The following is a 16024-nucleotide window of genomic DNA, read 5'->3' on the forward strand; positions in this document are numbered from 1 at the left end:
CTTATCGTCCTAAGAACGATTTCAACATCCAGACGTGTTTTTCCAAGCTGCGATGAATGCCAAGCAGCATATCCCCCGTCGTTTCATCGTTCACTTCATCCGCCAGCTGCATGCCTTCTTTCAATTCGCCGATCATCGTTTCAAAGTCGCCGACAATCGAAGCGACCATTTGCTCCGCCGTTTCCGTCCCGGCTGCTTCTTTGACGGACGCCTGCTTGAGGCAGTCTTTCATCGTCGCCACAGGCTTGCCACCCAAGGCCAACAGCCGCTCGGCCAGTGCGTCAATGTGGGTCGCGGCTTCGTTGTACAGCTCTTCGAATTTTTCATGCAGCGTGAAAAACTGCGGCCCGGTGACATACCAATGATAGTTGTGCAATTTCACGTACAACACAGTCCAGTTGGCGATTTGCTTGTTGACAAGATCGATCAGTCGAGTTGTCATCCTCTCACTCCTCCTTATGGTTCTTGTACCCAGCTGGCTTGTTGGTCAACTACCCCCACTTCGCGAACGCTTGAAGTGGGGGCTTGCAACTCCCCAGAAGTGCGAGCGGACTTCGTCCTCCTTCCTTGACTTGGGGTTGCATCAGGGGCAGGTTGACAACTGCCCAACGATGCAGGTCATGCCTGCATCGTTGCCGATTCTCTCGGTGTGTCTGTTGGCAGTACTTGGCTTCCACACACAACAGACGGACCTACGCTCGATGTTTTACGGTTGCAACGTTTCCTGCAACCAACCCCATCCATCGAGCAGCCGTGATTGGAGTGCCTTTATTGAACAGTTTTCTCCACGCCTTTATTCGATCATACACAAAAGAAAGGGGGAACGCGCATTCCTCTCCCACTTACTCCCTTTGGTCGTTGAGTGGGAGTCTCCTGCGCGAAATAGAGATGAAACATGGAAAACGTGTCGATGGATAGCTTGCCCGATTTCACCGGAAATATGAACGCCAGCTCTGCCAGATATGGTATAATAAAAAGAAAAAAGGCGGGCGTCATGATGTACTGGACCTTGATCGTTTGCCTCATCATCGCCGTTGTCGTTCTCGTGCTGGCGGTCGTCACGACGTCCAAAGCGTATGCCTACAAGCATACGGTCGATCCGCACCCGAATGAACACGGCGGCGAACAACAAGCCGGCCCGAAGCAGCCGCAGTAGCGGCGCGGGGCTGGCTTGTTCATCAACCAAACACCTTTTTCAACTCTTCTTTCTCTTGCGAAAGCCAAAAGCGCATCAGCTGTTTGGCCGCCTCTAGATCATGCAGCTTCGCTTGGCCGCATTGCCGCTCGGTCGCGGCTGGCACTTCCGTCGCGGCGAGCGCGTCCTTCATGGCTTCTTCCAACAAATCAATGATCTCGTCCACGGTCGGCGAGCCGCTCACGACAAGATAAAACCCGGTTTGGCAACCCATAGGCGAGATGTCGATAATATCGAAATGATCATATTTGGCCGCATGTCGGCGCAGCGTATACGCCAACAGATGTTCGAGCGTATGAATCGCGGCCGGGTCCATCGCTTCTTTGTTCGGCTGGCAAAAGCGAATGTCAAACTTATTGACGACGCCGTCACTGCCGACTTTGTGAACGCCACAATGCCGAACGTACGGCGCTTTGACCGCGCAATGGTCCAATTCAAAGCTTTCCACCGGTGAAGGCATGTCAATCACTCCTAGCTATTTTGATCCTCTTTCTTTATCATAACCAAAACGAGGGGCGTCCCGCATCTTTTTTGCCTCTCGCTTGGCGTCTATGCCCAAAAAGCAAGGTCTGGGCGAGCGCCCCCATTCCGAGCGAACGACAGTCGTTTTGCTTGAACAAAAGAAAGGTTTGTTCTATTGTAATCATGATGATCACAGAAAGGAGAACTGGGCATGGGCCAATGGCTGATTTGGTGCATCCGCTTTTATCAACGCTTCCTTTCTCCGCTCAAGCCGCCGACATGCCGCTTTTATCCGACCTGCTCGAACTATGGCATCGAAGCGATCCGGCGCTTTGGCGCCATAAAAGGGGGATGGCTGACGGCGAAGCGCATTTTGAAATGCCATCCGTTCCATCCGGGCGGTTTTGATCCCGTTCCTGAATCATCAGAACACGCGAAAAGAAACAAAATCACTTAATGGCCTTGCCATTTGCTTTATTTTTTTGTATGATCGATCTTGTAAATCGTAATGATTACGATATAATAAATGCGGACATCTTTATTCCAGAAAGGAGTTCAACATGAGAGCAACGTCCATCATTTTGTCTTTCCTTTTGGCGACGAGCGCCTTGCTATACGGCTGCCAAGCAAAACCGGAGGCACATAAGGCCCAAACATCGAACGACCCATTGACGATTTATACAACCGTCTATCCGCTTGAAGACTTTACGAAAAAAATCGGCGGCGACGCCGTGAACGTCAAAAGCGTTTACCCGCCGGGAGTGGAATCCCATACGTTCGAACCGACAACCAAAACCGTGCAGCAGATTGCCGATGCGGACGCCTTCATTTACATTGGCCACGGGATGGAACCGTTCGCCGAAAAACTGCAGGAAACATTACAAAATGAGCACGTCCGATTTCTCGTTGCCACAAACGGCATCGAATTGCTTGAATCGAACCATGAACAGGAGCATGCGCATGGCGAAGGGCACAAAGATGAACACGGAGAGGGACATGAGGAAGAACATGGCCATGAACACGGAGACAAAGATCCTCACGTATGGCTTGACCCCATCCGATCCATTGCGATCGCCGAGAACATCCGCGATTTGCTGATGGAACTGAAACCTGAAAAAAAAGACCTGTTTATGAAAAATTTTGAAACGTTAAAGATGAAACTCGAGCGCCTTGACGGGCAATTCCGTTCAACAGTGGAGAAAGCTCCCAGAAAAGAGATACTCGTTTCCCATCAAGCTTACGGATATTGGGAAGACCGCTACGGAATCAAACAGCTGAGTGTTTCCGGGCTTTCTCCGAGCAACGAACCATCGCAAAAAGAGCTGACTCAGCTCATCCAGACAGCCAAACAGCATCACATCCGCTATGTCATTTTCGAACAAAATGTTCATCCCAAAACGGCGGAAGTGATTCAGAACGAAATCGGCGCCAAGCCGCTCCGTCTGCATAACTTGGAATCGCTGACCGATGAAGATCGAAAAGCCCACAAAGATTACTTTGCTCTTATGGCCGAGAATCTCCGCGTGCTGCAAAAAGCCCTTTATTGAAATACAACCGCCTGCCTCTTTCGATTCGTGGGCTTTCTCATTTTGTTTCCCGGCTTCGTCTATTTCTGGCGTTTGTTTATGCACGATAAGCGCTATGTACGGCCAAAACAACAAGGAAAAAGGTGTCCCCAACACGCGTGGGACACCTTCCTTTATGACGTGCGATCTTCTGCCCTGCAGAAAGAAAAGCACCCTTTTCCTCACCCATCACTCTCACTATTGCAGCGAGCGGACATAGGCCGCAATGGCCGCAATTTCTCCCGGCGTCAATGTTTGCACTTCTTTCGTCCGATGGCGCCGGATTGCTTCCTCGATCGTTTTCGCGCTGCCGTCATGCAAATACGGGGCTGTCGCCCATACGCCGCGCAGCGTCGGCGTATCCCACTGTTTGGGCGTCCGCGGGTTTGTGAACCGGGCGCGGGCGTCGCCTTTGGAGGCGCGGTCCTTCGGATTGGCCGTGCCGATATCGTGCAAGTAGGCGGTATTGGCAGTCGTCAATTTCCCGTCCGGCCCGACCGCCTTGACGCTGTCGGTGAAATACTCGCCCCCATGGCAGCTTAAGCAATTCCCTTTCCCGTTAAACAGGCGCTCCCCTTCCTTCGCTTCCGCCGTCAAGCTGCCGTCCGCCTTTCGATACGGGCTTTTCGGCACGGGGAACGAACGCGGGTCGTTCAAGTAGGCGAGAATGGCGTCAAACATATGCTGGACGTTCGGCGGCAGCGGCTTGGACGGGTCGATCGCCGTCATGCCGCCCATCTCGCCTTGCACCGTATGAATGTAGTCGGTAAAATCGTCGCGCGAACCATCCCACATAAACAGCCCGGTTTTCGTCGCCAAAATATTGCTCGGCACGTTGCGCGGCCCTTTCGCCGTCATGAGCGTCAAGCCGTTGATGTCGCCGTCGCTATGGCACGAAGCGCAGCTCATCCAATTGTTTCCTGTAATGTTGATGGCAAACTCGTCGCTGTTGGCGCTGTAAAAGATCGTTTTTCCTTCACGCACGAGCGGGGAGAGCGAATCTTTCGCAATGAGGCGGATCGTGCCGCTCTCCTGCTTCGCTTTCGCATATGGGCTTTTTCCTCCGGTTTTGATCACGGCCAAATCATGGCTCATGGCGTTGTGGACGTAAAGCGTCTTCCCATCCGGCGAAATCGCAATCCCGCGCGGATTGTTGCCGTGGATGCGCCGCAAAATTTGCGTCGCCTTGCCGCCGCGGCGCAAGTCAAAGACGACGAGGTCCTCGCTTCCAGACATGACCGCGTACGCTTTGCCGCCGTCCGGGGAAAACGCCACATCGTACGGATTGGAGACGATGATCGTCTCGTTATGAACATCCGTGACATTGATCGCGGCAAACAGCTCTTTCCGCTCGTCCGGCAACTCAACGTCGTTCGTCACATCAATGACCGAGATGGCCGGAAAGACCGTTTCCTCAAATTGGATCGGCGTATCGATGTTCGTCAATAAGTGCGGAATATACGCTTTTTTGCCGTCCGGGGCGATGACGATTTGCTCAAGCGTGTTCGGAATGCCTTGGCTCTTTTTTCGATCGGCTTTATCCGGCGACGGGGCGAGGGCGATTTCCTTGACCGCCCGCCGTTTCTTTGTGTCAATCACGGTGACTTTAGCCGCCAAATATTGCGTCACGTACAGCTTCCTTCCGTCCGCTGTCAGCGCCAGCGCCCGCGGCCGATCGCCCGCTTGGATGTCTTTGGTCCGCTTCCCGCTCTCAGCGTCAAACACCGAGACCGTGCCCGAGCGGTAGTTGGCGACATATACTTCCTCCCCATCTGGACTGGTGACGATGCCGAACGGCTCGATCCCCGTTTTCCAACGGTCGACGACTGTCCGCTTGTCAAGCGATACGACGTCCACTTCATCATCGTACATGCAGGAAACATACAGCGTCCGTCCATCCGGGCTGAGCGCCAGCTGGCGCGGTTCGCGGCCGACGGGAATTTCCGCTTCCTTCGTTTTGGTTTTCGCGTTGATGATTGTCACTGTATCCACATCGATGTTGGCGGTGTAGACATAGCGCCCGTCGCTGCTTACAGCGATGTTGTCGCCGTGCGCCGGGGCGTGTCTGACCACTTTCGGCTGCTCATGCCATGCCTTTTCGTCCTGACAGCCGGCCAACAGCGCAGCGATCGCCGCGGCGAACCACCATTTTCGCATTTCAATATTCCCCCGTTTTTTCACGAAAATGATAACCATCCTCAATTTTACAAAGAAAAGCGGCGAATCTCAATCGTATTCGCCGCTTTCTTTCTGTTATTTGTTGCCGGATCCAACATTGACCTTGACCGTCCGCAACACCGGCGCCACGCCGTATGGGCCGCCGGCCGCCTGCACTTGCGGCACATGGTCGCGGTCAGTGTTGCCCAATTTTTTCCCTTTGATGTAGACATCTCCCGTATCCCAAAACTCACTTGCCTGCATCCCTTCCTGAAGCGTCGGGCCATCGACGATCCGGTCGTAAAAGTCGACGTAGCGGGAGATGATCGTTTCGCGGTCAAGGGATTTCGCCGTCTCATCCGCTTGGTCGTTGTTCAAGTTTTGCAGCGCCACGCGGAACACCCCCGACAACGCGCCGGCGAGCCACGGGGTGTACTTGTCCTCTGTTTCTCCCGTATGGTACACGTGCCATTTTTGATCCCAAAAATGGCGGTCCATCGCCTCATAAACAAGGCGCGCCGCATCGCGGTACGCTTCGTCTTTCGTCGCCAAAAACGCCGCCGTCAGCCCGCGGATCGCACCAAGCTGGGCAAGAAGCGTCGGCTCGTCTTGATCCGGCCCTTGGCCGATCGTATAGCCGTTTTCGACAAGCCCGTCTTTTCGCATCAAGTTGTGCATGATAAAATCCGCTTGCCGGCGGATGAGCTCAAGCGCCCGCTTTCCTTCCGGCGTGCCAAGCCCTTTGGCGCTCTCTCCGCTCGCATAGCCGACCGGCATCCCGTCAATCGCCCGTTCGAAGATGCGGAGCGCTTCCATTGTATAGCCGGCTTGGAACGTATCGACCCGATTTCCTTGCGTTCGCCCGTCATGTTCGGTCACAAACGCGCCCGCTTTTTCATTGAAATGCATGGCATCGATGTTGCGAAACACTTGCAGCAGCACGTCGCGGTTGACGGAATACGGGTCGTCGGCCACGCGGTCGTTGGCTGGATCGGCATCCACATTTTCTTTTGCCGCTTTCGGGAACGGTTTTCCGTCAAACACGGCCAAAAACGCGGGGTTTTGGTTTTTGTTTTCCGGCCGCTGGTCGGTCATGCCGAAAAACTCCGCCGCCGGCCATAGCATGAGCCATTGATCCTCAAGCAAGCTGCGGGGATCTTTGACGACCAACTTCGCCGCATCCGGCGCCAGCTCGCTTCCCCCTTCAGCCACTTCCACCGCGTGCGGCAAATAGACGAATCCCCCGCTTGGGTTGTAGCGGCTGCCGGCTGCCTTCGTCAACGCCTGTTGCTTCGCATCATAAAATAAATGGTCACGGATAAAAGCCAGCTTGTTCCATATTTGTTCCGTCAAAATCATCCCTTGCATCCCGTCGGCGGAGCTGACGCCAAGAGCGACGTTCCCGCTTTGATCGTCGTTTGGCGTTTTCGCCTCCACCTCTTCATCGCTGTCTTTTTGATGAAAATTGCCCAAAAAGTCGCCGGCCCAAAGCGCTTGCTTCAAAAAGACACCGCCGTAAGCCGATGGCGTGAGCACTTTGTCCATTTTTCCGCGATCCCAGCGAAGCGATTGGAAATCGACTTGATAGACGGGAACGTATGTACCGTCGTCATTTTCCGCGTACACGTCCGTGTCAACCTTTTGCGCATAATGCGGATCGCCGCCGGCGTACTCGATGAAGGTCGGGAACATGTTGCGGAAAATTTCCTCGCGCGGATAGCCGACGCTGTCCGCAAGCTCATAAAAACGGTCGGCGAGTGCTTCATCGGCTGGCTTATGCCGCTGTTCGGCCCTTTGCTTGGCGATCGGGCCGTTTATGAGATGGAGCCCGAGCCCTGACTTTTCCGTCACCTCATACATGGCTTCTTCGGAATACTCGTATGACTCGATGCCGGCCGTATAGTCAAATTTCGTCGGCTCATCCGGCTTTCTCGCGTCAAGGGTGTCCAAATCAAGCCCGAGCCCTTCCGCCAACGGCTCTCCGGACAGCTCAAATTCGGAGTAGGCAAACATATTGCCGGCCGTATCAAAATGATCGTCCGCCACCGGCACGTGCAGGCGCGGCGCTTCCGCTGAACGGCCGTTCTCTTTCTCCCCGACGGCGGAACAGCCGGACGCCAAAAGCAGCGAGGCCGCCGCCGACGTGGCCATGACTTTCCAAGGCATGCGTTTCATGACTTGCTCCCCCATTTTATTTAAAAATAACGATTTTCATTTTCAACCTATTTCATTATACGCCGGCGATCCCCTTCATTCAAGCCGGAATCCGTTCCATCACATTCCACCCGAGAAAGACGCTTTTCATGCCTCTTTTCTCCTTCCCTCAAGCCGGAATCCACTCAATGCGGCGTCCGCCCGTCCATAAAAAGCAGCATTCCAGTTCGTTCGGACAACGTCCGATTGTTTTGCGGCATAAGGACGACGCCGTTTCTTTGCATCGCCGAATGGCTTCCTCTTCCTCACACCACAGCAGCACACGAACCCGGTCGCGGTAAACGATGTACAACTCCCGATCCGCTTCTTCGCCCAATCCGCCGTCCGCCAGCAGCAGCGGCTTGCATGCCGCCTCTTCCATCGAACCGAAAAACTGCAGCAAATGATCCGTCACCTTGGCCAGCACAAGTCCGTAATGCAACGGCGTCGGAAACATCGACAAAGGAAGGAGCGAACGGTGCTGATCAATCAACCGAAGCAAGCAAAGCGGCGACCGCAGCGAAGGAGCGGTGTCGCAATACGCTTGAATGACGCGGCGAAGAAACCGGCGCAGCGCATACGGCCAGACATCCAACGTCTCGTGATGGATAGGCACCATGGCTCGCCTCCTGTTTGTTCACGCATGTTTTTCCAGCTGCTCCAATACAGCGTTTATCGAGCTCCATGACCGTTTCGCAAAATAAATAGGCTTGTCTTTGCTTTTCGCCTTCTCTTTCACTTTCTTCGCCAAATTATGGTTCACGTAATCGATCATGACCAATATGGCGTCGACATGCTCCGGAATGTCACGTCTCACCATATTCACTTTTCGTCCATTGAGATGAATGATTTCCCGGAATCCGGAACGCTCCAATTTATCGGTAATATGGCCTAAATGATCGGCTCCGACAACAAGCAGTGATGCCATCACGAAAGCCTCCTTTGCTCGCTTCTTTCTTTTTTATTTTAATTGAGAATGATTTTCTATGTCAATTATAACAAGAGATATTTTCATCATTTTTTGGGGCGATGAGCCCCCGCTTCAACGATGGTAAAGAAGGAAACGCCATTTCTGCGCGAAGTCCTTCTTTTATATTTGGGGCGGCGTGGGAGAACAACCATGATGGAAGCCGCCGATTACCCCTGCTTCCGTTGATCATGGAAGCGGGAGTCTTCTCGGTTAGAGATGGATAAAATGCCTGCAAATGCGTCAAACTATAGAGGCGGGCGATTTCATCACGACAAGGGGGATGACCATGGCGAAAGATGTTCTTTGCGAAGTGCACAACTGCCGTTATTGGGCAGAAGGGAATCGCTGCAGCGCTGAAGCCATTTACGTGGTCAGCCATGCAGGAAAAATGGCGTCTGATTCAACGGAAACAGACTGCAAAACGTTTGTTCCGGCCCATAAAGCATGATGCGAGACCAACGAGGCGCTGCCCGGCCAACCGGGCGGCGCTTGCATCGTTCGAGGGGGATGACGATGGACAAACGCGCCAGCCTCATTCAAGCGCTGCAAACGGAAATGAAGCGGGCCGCTTTAGGAACATACCCAGCTTGCATCGACTCCTTCGCCCGTTTGTGGGATTATGAGTTCGGTTCGTTTGATCAACTCCCACCTGAGATTGAACGGCTCATCGCCCATCGGGCCGCTGAACTCGGGTGGATGGATGACGTTTGAGGGCCGTCCATTTCGGAACAAACGCCAGGTGGAGCAAAAAACGACGTTGGATGGCCATCCCTATGTTTCCATCTGCGCGATGGAAATCGGCCGTGCAAGGAATGACGTTTGACTGCCGTCCTCCAACAGGGGACAAAGCGGACGGATGAAGCTGGATCGCAGCGGTCTAAAAGCAAGGGCTTCGATTCGGCGAACGCCATGCCTCCCGGTCGGAACGCCGCGGGAATGGCAGCGGCAAAAAGGCAGGAACCTCGACTTAGGCGAGGCCCTGCCTTTTCTGCTTCCGAACAGGTGTTTCTACTCCTATCAAAAGGTTTGTTCCGTTTTTGGAATGAGCCTTTTCAGTTCGCGTCGCAGCAGTTTTTGCGCGGCGTTGCGCGGCAGTTCGTCGACGAAGTAAATGCGGGCCGGCACTTTATATTTCGCCAGCCGCTCGCGGCAAAACGCGCGAAGGGCCGCTTCGTCTGGCGACGCTCCGCGTTTCAGGCGGACGAACGCATACGGCACTTGCCCCCACGTTTCATTCTCGACGCCCGTCACCCCGGCTTCTTCCACATCGGGATGCGACAGCAGCACCGCCTCCACCTCAGCGGGATAGACGTTTTCGCCGCCGGAAATGATCAAGTCAGAACGGCGGTCAAGGACGTACAAAAATCCGTCTTCATCAAGATAGCCGATATCGCCGGTAAAAAACCAGCCGCCGCGGATCGCTTGCGCCGTCGCTTCCGGGCGTTGCCAATATCCTTTTGTCACATTCGGCCCTTTGACGACAATTTCCCCCGCTTCATGCGGCGCAGCCGGCTTTCCGTCTTTTAGGATGCAAAGCTCCGCCGGAAAAAGCGGCTTGCCGGCCGAACCGAGCTTCGTCAAACTGTATTCCGGCGCGAGTGTTGCGATTTGCGACGCCGTTTCCGTCATCCCGTATGTCTGGTACACCGGGATGCCCTTTTCTTTGCATGCCTCAAGCAGCGGGCGCGGCGCCGGCCCGCCCCCCAGCAGCATGCAGCGGAACGTATCGGGGTAGCGCGCTTCCCCGAGCTCGGCCACCATCCGCTGAAGCATGGCAGCCACGACCGACATGATCGTCACGTCGCCGCGCATGATCCATTCGTTCGCTTCCTTTGGGTCGAATGACGTTTGCAGCCGCATCGGCATGCCATAAATGACGCTGCGCATGGCGATCGACAGGCCGCTGATATGAAACAGCGGCACGGCGGCCAGCCAGCAGTCGCGCTCATGCAAGCCTAAATTGAGCGCCGAACCGACCGCGCTCCACCAATGGTTGCCGTACGTTTGCAAGACGCCTTTCGGAGTGCCGGTCGTCCCGGACGTATACATGATCGTGGCGACTTCCTCCAAATCGCACGTTTCTTTTAAGGAGACGTCCACTTCCGGAAGCGCGGCAACCGCGCCCACAGTCAGAACGCGTCCATCGCCGTCAAGGCTCCCGGCTAGCTCCTCATCGGCGATGGCAAGCCGCGCGCCGCTGTCATCAAGCTGCCAGCCAAGCTCATAGGACGTAAGGCGCACGTTTTGCAGCAGGACGCGGGCGCCGAGAAAAAACAACGCATGGATGATCTCGATCATCTCGATGCGATTTTTCATCAGCAAGGCGACAATATCTCCTTCCTTGACGCCTGCTTGAGCGAGGCGCCGCGCCCAGACGGCAGCCGCTTCATACAATTCGGCAAACGTTTTTGTCCGCCGCCCGTCGCTCACGGCGATTCGCTCCGGGGTTAAAAACGCCCGCTGCTTCAGCCAGTTTGGCATCGTTGTCATCTAGCGTCCTCCTTTCTTGCCCCCTCCTCCGCCGACGGCCAGCGAAAGGATTCCTCCCTTCGGAAAAGCGACAAAAAGCAGCTTGACGCGCCATCAAGCTGCTTCTTCGTTCTCATCACGGGAAGCGCGGGAATTGGCTGAAGTCCGGCTTCCGTTTTTCTTTGAACGCCCGCATTCCTTCCTTCGCCTCTTCGGTCGTGTAGAAGAGAAGCGTCGCGTCGCCGGCGAGCTGTTGGATGCCGGCCAAGCCGTCGGAGTCGGCGTTGAACGCCGCTTTTAAGAAGCGAATGGCCGTCGGGCTTTTTTCCAAAATTTCTTGCGCCCATTTGACCGTTTCTTCTTCAAGCTGCTCAAGCGGCACGACTTTGTTGACCAGCCCCATTTCGAGCGCTTCTTGCGCCGTGTACTGACGGCATAAATACCAAATTTCCCGCGCCTTTTTATGGCCGACGATGCGGGCCAAATAACCGGCGCCATAGCCGCCGTCAAAGCTTCCCACTTTCGGCCCGGTTTGGCCGAAGATGGCGTTGTCCGCGGCGATCGTCAAATCGCATACGACATGAAGCACATGCCCACCGCCGATGGCATAGCCGGCGACCATCGCAATGACCGGCTTCGGAATGACGCGGATGAGCCGCTGCAAATCAAGCACATTGAGGCGCGGAATTTCATCCTCGCCGACATAGCCGCCATGGCCGCGCACTTTTTGGTCCCCGCCCGAGCAAAACGCCTTGCCGCCGGCGCCGGTCAAAATGATGACGCCGATATTCGAATCATCGCGCGCTTTCGTAAACGCATCGATCATCTCGTTCACCGTTTTCGGCCGAAACGCGTTATGTACTTCCGGACGGTTGATCGTAATTTTGGCGATGCCGTTGTACGTTTCGTAAATAATATCCTCATAGTCGTACTGCTTCACCCATTCAAACGGCATTTACACTTCCCCCTTTGTCATGAATTCACTTACTATTTTAGCAAAAATGCCGGGCTGTTCCACGTGAATTGCATGTCCGGCTCCTTTTACACAGATAAGTTCGCTGTTGGGCAGCCGCTCGTGCATTTGGGCGGCGATGCGGCAAAACTTCTCATCGCGCTCCCCGCAAACAAGGAGCACAGGCATGGCAAGTTCGCCAAGCCGTTCCCAAAACGACGGCTGCACGCCGGTCCCCATCCCGCGCAAACTGTTGGCAAGCCCCGTTGCCGTATGGCGGAGCCGCTCGCGGCGAATCGCCGCTCGCACCGGATCCGGGAGCGTCTGCTGAGTGGCAAACAGCGGGATTTTTTCCCAATCATCGACAAAAGCACGGACGCCTTCCGTTTCGATCTTTCGCGCCAACGCCTCATCCGCTTCCCGCCGCGCGCGCCGCTCCTCCTCTGTCTCCAAGCCGGGCGAACTGCTTTCCAGCACTAAGCGGCGAACGCGGCGCGGATGCCAAACGGCGAACGCCAACGCGAGCCGGCCGCCCATCGAGTAGCCGAGCACGTTCACTTGTTCGACGCCCCATTCGTCAAGGAGCGCCGCCAAGTCAGCCGCCGCGTGTTCGATCCGATACCGTCGGGCGTCCTTTGGCGCCTCGGTCCGCCCATGGCCCAACAAGTCGACGGCCATCACACGGAAGTCCGGCCAAAACGGGGCGAGCGGCCGCCACGTGTCCGCGCTGCCCGTAAACCCGTGAAGCAACAGAAGCGGCTCTCCTTCTCCGTATTGTTCCGCATGGTAACAAACCCCATTCACCATCATGGTCATGCCAATCCTCTTCATTCGAGACATTTCGCGATTTCCCGGGCAACCTCGTTCCACAACAATCGATGCATTCGGACATTTTCCGCGCGCGACGTGCGCACTTCAATGACATGAAGCCCGCCTGACGACAGCGATTCCGATACATGGCGGCGGAACTCCGCCCAATTGTGCGGCACCGTATGGCGGCCGCCGTACATCTCGACGGCGTGGGCAAACGACAAATCCGTCGGCGTGCCAAACAGCGTTTCAAACGCCCCTTTATGGCGCGCCTGCGGCAAAAACGAGAAAATGCCGCCGCCGTTGTTGTTCAACAACACAATGGTAGCTGACAACGAATGCATCTTCGCCGCCAACAAGCCATTTAAATCGTGGTAAAACGACAAGTCGCCGATCACCAGCACAAGCGGGTTCGCGGCAACGCTTGCGCCCAAGGCGCTCGAGACGACTCCGTCAATGCCGTTGGCGCCGCGGTTGGCCAAAACGCGAAGCGGCTTGTCCGTCGCAAAGAGAAACGTATCCGCATCGCGAATCGGCATGCTGTTGCCGACAAACAGCGCCGCCCCGGCTGGAAGCAAATCGGCAAGCTCCGTGAACACGTTTCCTTCAAACCATTCTTCTTTCGGCAGATGGCGCTCAAGCGCCGCGCGGGCGATCGCGTTCATCTCGCGCCATATCGCCGACCACGCGCTTTTGTTTTCTTTCGGTTTCGCCCATTCAAGAAGCTGGCGGCAAAGAATCCATTCATCACTCTGAACGAAGCTGTCCGCGGACAACGTCGGATCACGCCAGCCGCCGTCGTCGACAACAATTTGACGAATCGCGCGATGGCGCTTGAGCCATAAAAAGAGCGGCTTCGACACCGGCATGGCGCCGAACCGAAGCACCACATCCGGAACAAGCTTGGAAGCGGCGGTTTCCTCCCGCAATATGGCGTCATAGCTGTCCAGCACGTACGTTTTGTCATGCGTACCGGCGCGCAACTGGGAAAGCGGATCGGCCAAAATCGGAAAATCAAGCGCCCGCGCCAACTCGGTGACCGCCTCGGCAAACCCAGGGCGATCGAGCGGCCCGCAGACGATCAACCCGCGTTCCGCCGCCGACAGCTGCTCATACAGCGCCGATACGCTCTCTTGCGGCAGCGCTGGGCGGCCGCGCCATACTTGCGGCGCTCTCGAAACGGACCGCACCCGCTCCCAAACCGCCTCATCGATATGCGGGACAAGCGGCTCGCGAAACGGCGCGTTCACATGCACAGGCCCGCACGGTGCACCGGCGGCCGTTTGGACGGCTCTTGCCGCCATCGTCCGCGCGTATCGCAGCATATCATCCGCCTCTTCCGGCAGCGCCAAGTCCACAAACCACTTGGCGTAGCGTCCGTATAAGTGCAGCTGATCAATCGCCTGCGGCGCCCCGACATCGCGCAGTTCATGCGGCCGGTCGGCCGTCAGCACCACGAGCGGCACGCGCGAATAGTATGCCTCGACAACCGCGGGCCCATAGTTGGCCGCCGCCGTTCCGGACGTGCATACGAGCGCGACCGGACGCTGCTTCGCTTTCGCCAAGCCGAGGGCGAAAAACGCGGCCGACCGCTCATCGATATTCATATATAGTCGAAGGCCAGGGTGGGCCGCCATCGCCATCGCAAGCGGCGTCGAGCGCGAACCGGGGCTGATCACCGCCTCCGCCACCCCGGCCTGCGCCAATCCGTCCACCAATGCCGCTACATAAACAGACAAGGCATCAGCCATCGTTCATCACTCCCAACGCCGATAACATCGGAGCCATTTTCACATTTGTCTCTTCATATTCGCTGTTTGGGTCGGAATCGGCGACAATGCCGCAGCCGGCAAACAGCATGGCTTCCTTCCCGGCGAGCAAGGCGGAGCGAATGGCGACCGCCCATTCCCCATTGCCTTCGCCATCCACCCAGCCGATCGGCGCTGCATACCATCCGCGGTCAAGCGGCTCAAGGGCGCGGATCACCTCCAGCGCCCGATCGCGCGGCGTTCCGCCGAGCGCGGGTGTCGGATGCATCATTTCCACTAAGCGGAGCACCGAGCGCTCGCGGCAGCCACGGCCGACAACCGGAGTGCATAAATGCTGGATGTGCGGCAGCTTGAGCAGCTGCGGCGCGGGCGGCATCTCGACCGTCTCGCAGACGGAAGAAAACAAGCGACCGATCATTTGCACAACAAACTGATGTTCTTCGTTGTTTTTTCGATCTGCCCGCAGCCAAGCGCCAAGCCGCTCGTCTTCCTCCATAGCGGCCCCGCGGCGCACCGATCCGGCGAGGCAAACCGACCGGCACATTTTCCCTTCTTTTTGGACAAGCTGCTCAGGGGAAGCCCCGATAAAACAGCGGCCGTCCTGTTCAAACGCAAAAATGTAAGCAAACGGCTGCTGCTCGCGAAGCCGCTGGAGTACGGCCGCGGCATCCAACGTTTTGGCAAACGCCAGGCGCCGAGCGCGGGCGAGCACCACCTTGTCCAACGCCCCCGCCCGAATCGAGGCGATCGCTTCGCGAACAGCCGCCAACCATCGTTCTTTCTCTTCTTCTTCGTCTGACACAAGGCGCGGAAGCCGCTTTGGAGCGGCCATAGGGTCGCTGATCCGCTCAAGCAAGCGCCCGACCCGCTCCCAGTCCCGTCCTCTTTTGTCCGTTGGGACGGTGACGGTCAACGTCGTTTTGCCGTTTCTTACGGCAAGAAGCGCGGCCGGCGCCACGAGCTTCCCGGCCGGAAAGCCGCGCCACATGTCGGTGCCCGGCCGATAGGGGTCAAACGAAAATCCGCCAAACAATAACGGCGGCGCATCGGCCGCGCCGTATGGCTCCATCTCCTTCTCCCATCGGCGCCGGCCCGCTTCCACGTCATCAAACCGGCTGTCGGCCTTCTCCGTTTCGATCGCATAAACGGAGCCGAGGCCGACCAATATCGTGCCTCCGGTTCGATCCGCCCAAAAAAACCGTTCGCGGAAGCCGCATGACGGCCCTTGCATAAAAAAAGAAACCGGATCAACGCCCTCCCACGGTTCCGTCCAGCTGACAAACGGCCGCCCTGCATTCACCGCCAATCTATGCAATTGTTGCTGCAGGTGATGTCGAAATCCAATCGCCACGTTCCTCACGCTTTCTGTCGTAAAATTCCCCCTCCATCCCCACTTCCCATTATAATATAATAGGAAATCATTTATCTATCGGGAAGGGTTGACATGCTTTCAACGTTTGCCTACACTTATTTTGGACATAA

16 protein-coding genes are annotated in these 16024 nt (G+C 56.2%); 5 read left to right on the top strand and 11 right to left on the bottom strand.

Going from position 1 to position 16024, the window contains the following annotated elements; translation table 11 throughout:
* Window position 1 precedes the first annotated feature (1 nt).
* Window positions 2-442: a Dps family protein gene (locus tag ACVBDQ_RS12400; protein WP_011232333.1), complete on the bottom strand. Its 441-nt coding sequence runs from the start codon at window positions 440-442 to the stop codon at window positions 2-4.
* 552 nt (window positions 443-994) lie between these two features.
* Here ACVBDQ_RS12400 and ytzI point away from each other — a divergent pair.
* Window positions 995-1156 carry a YtzI protein gene (ytzI, locus tag ACVBDQ_RS12405; protein ID WP_075261502.1) on the top strand — a complete coding sequence of 54 codons (162 nt, stop codon included), beginning with the start codon at window positions 995-997 and terminating at the stop codon, window positions 1154-1156.
* A 22-nt stretch (window positions 1157-1178) separates the two neighbouring features.
* Here ytzI and ACVBDQ_RS12410 read toward each other — a convergent pair whose 3' ends face one another.
* Window positions 1179-1655 (bottom strand): S-ribosylhomocysteine lyase, encoded by a 477-nt coding sequence (locus ACVBDQ_RS12410; RefSeq protein WP_011232335.1) that lies wholly within the window; start codon window positions 1653-1655, stop codon window positions 1179-1181.
* Between the two features lie 213 nt (window positions 1656-1868).
* Here ACVBDQ_RS12410 and yidD point away from each other — a divergent pair, with 213 nt between their 5' ends.
* Window positions 1869-2114 (top strand): membrane protein insertion efficiency factor YidD, encoded by a 246-nt coding sequence (yidD, locus tag ACVBDQ_RS12415; protein WP_011232336.1) that lies wholly within the window; start codon window positions 1869-1871, stop codon window positions 2112-2114.
* A 103-nt stretch (window positions 2115-2217) separates the two neighbouring features.
* Entirely contained in the window at window positions 2218-3204 is a 987-nt protein-coding gene (locus ACVBDQ_RS12420; protein WP_446663240.1) for a metal ABC transporter substrate-binding protein, read from the top strand.
* 216 nt (window positions 3205-3420) lie between these two features.
* Here the strand turns inward: ACVBDQ_RS12420 and ACVBDQ_RS12425 are convergent, their stop codons facing one another.
* From ACVBDQ_RS12425 to ACVBDQ_RS12440, 4 genes are all read right to left on the bottom strand, one after another.
* Window positions 3421-5379, bottom strand: coding sequence for a beta-propeller fold lactonase family protein (locus ACVBDQ_RS12425; protein ID WP_328212904.1), 1959 nt, complete (start codon window positions 5377-5379; stop codon window positions 3421-3423).
* A gap of 96 nt (window positions 5380-5475) precedes the next feature.
* Window positions 5476-7554 (bottom strand): hypothetical protein, encoded by a 2079-nt coding sequence (locus tag ACVBDQ_RS12430; RefSeq protein ID WP_094239129.1) that lies wholly within the window; start codon window positions 7552-7554, stop codon window positions 5476-5478.
* 148 nt (window positions 7555-7702) lie between these two features.
* The gene (locus ACVBDQ_RS12435; RefSeq protein WP_013524470.1) at window positions 7703-8191 is read right to left on the bottom strand and encodes a hypothetical protein; all 489 of its coding nucleotides are present in this window, start codon (window positions 8189-8191) and stop codon (window positions 7703-7705) included.
* 18 nt (window positions 8192-8209) lie between these two features.
* The gene (locus ACVBDQ_RS12440) at window positions 8210-8500 is read right to left on the bottom strand and encodes a DUF2325 domain-containing protein (protein ID WP_011232341.1); all 291 of its coding nucleotides are present in this window, start codon (window positions 8498-8500) and stop codon (window positions 8210-8212) included.
* Window positions 8501-8828: 328 nt separating this feature from the next.
* Here ACVBDQ_RS12440 and ACVBDQ_RS12445 point away from each other — a divergent pair, with 328 nt between their 5' ends.
* Together ACVBDQ_RS12445 and ACVBDQ_RS12450 are read left to right on the top strand one after the other, a co-directional pair.
* Window positions 8829-8990: a DUF1540 domain-containing protein gene (locus ACVBDQ_RS12445; RefSeq protein ID WP_011232342.1), complete on the top strand. Its 162-nt coding sequence runs from the start codon at window positions 8829-8831 to the stop codon at window positions 8988-8990.
* Between the two features lie 65 nt (window positions 8991-9055).
* Complete coding sequence (locus tag ACVBDQ_RS12450; protein ID WP_011232343.1) at window positions 9056-9253, top strand: hypothetical protein; 198 nt, start codon at window positions 9056-9058, stop codon at window positions 9251-9253.
* A 306-nt stretch (window positions 9254-9559) separates the two neighbouring features.
* Here the strand turns inward: ACVBDQ_RS12450 and ACVBDQ_RS12455 are convergent, their stop codons facing one another.
* The 5 genes from ACVBDQ_RS12455 to ACVBDQ_RS12475 form a co-directional block, all read right to left on the bottom strand.
* A complete protein-coding gene (locus ACVBDQ_RS12455; protein ID WP_011232344.1) occupies window positions 9560-11032 on the bottom strand; it encodes an o-succinylbenzoate--CoA ligase in 1473 nt (490 codons plus the stop codon).
* A gap of 115 nt (window positions 11033-11147) precedes the next feature.
* A complete protein-coding gene (menB, locus tag ACVBDQ_RS12460; protein ID WP_011232345.1) occupies window positions 11148-11966 on the bottom strand; it encodes a 1,4-dihydroxy-2-naphthoyl-CoA synthase in 819 nt (272 codons plus the stop codon).
* A complete protein-coding gene (gene menH / locus ACVBDQ_RS12465; protein WP_011232346.1) occupies window positions 11967-12779 on the bottom strand; it encodes a 2-succinyl-6-hydroxy-2,4-cyclohexadiene-1-carboxylate synthase in 813 nt (270 codons plus the stop codon).
* 11 nt (window positions 12780-12790) lie between these two features.
* A complete protein-coding gene (gene menD, locus ACVBDQ_RS12470) occupies window positions 12791-14524 on the bottom strand; it encodes a 2-succinyl-5-enolpyruvyl-6-hydroxy-3-cyclohexene-1-carboxylic-acid synthase (RefSeq protein ID WP_015375677.1) in 1734 nt (577 codons plus the stop codon).
* A complete protein-coding gene (locus ACVBDQ_RS12475; protein WP_033006477.1) occupies window positions 14517-15893 on the bottom strand; it encodes an isochorismate synthase in 1377 nt (458 codons plus the stop codon). The genes menD and ACVBDQ_RS12475 overlap by 8 nt, the downstream gene beginning before the upstream one ends.
* Window positions 15894-16024: the final 131 nt, after the last annotated feature.

The organism is Geobacillus sp. CCR, from assembly GCF_052906625.1.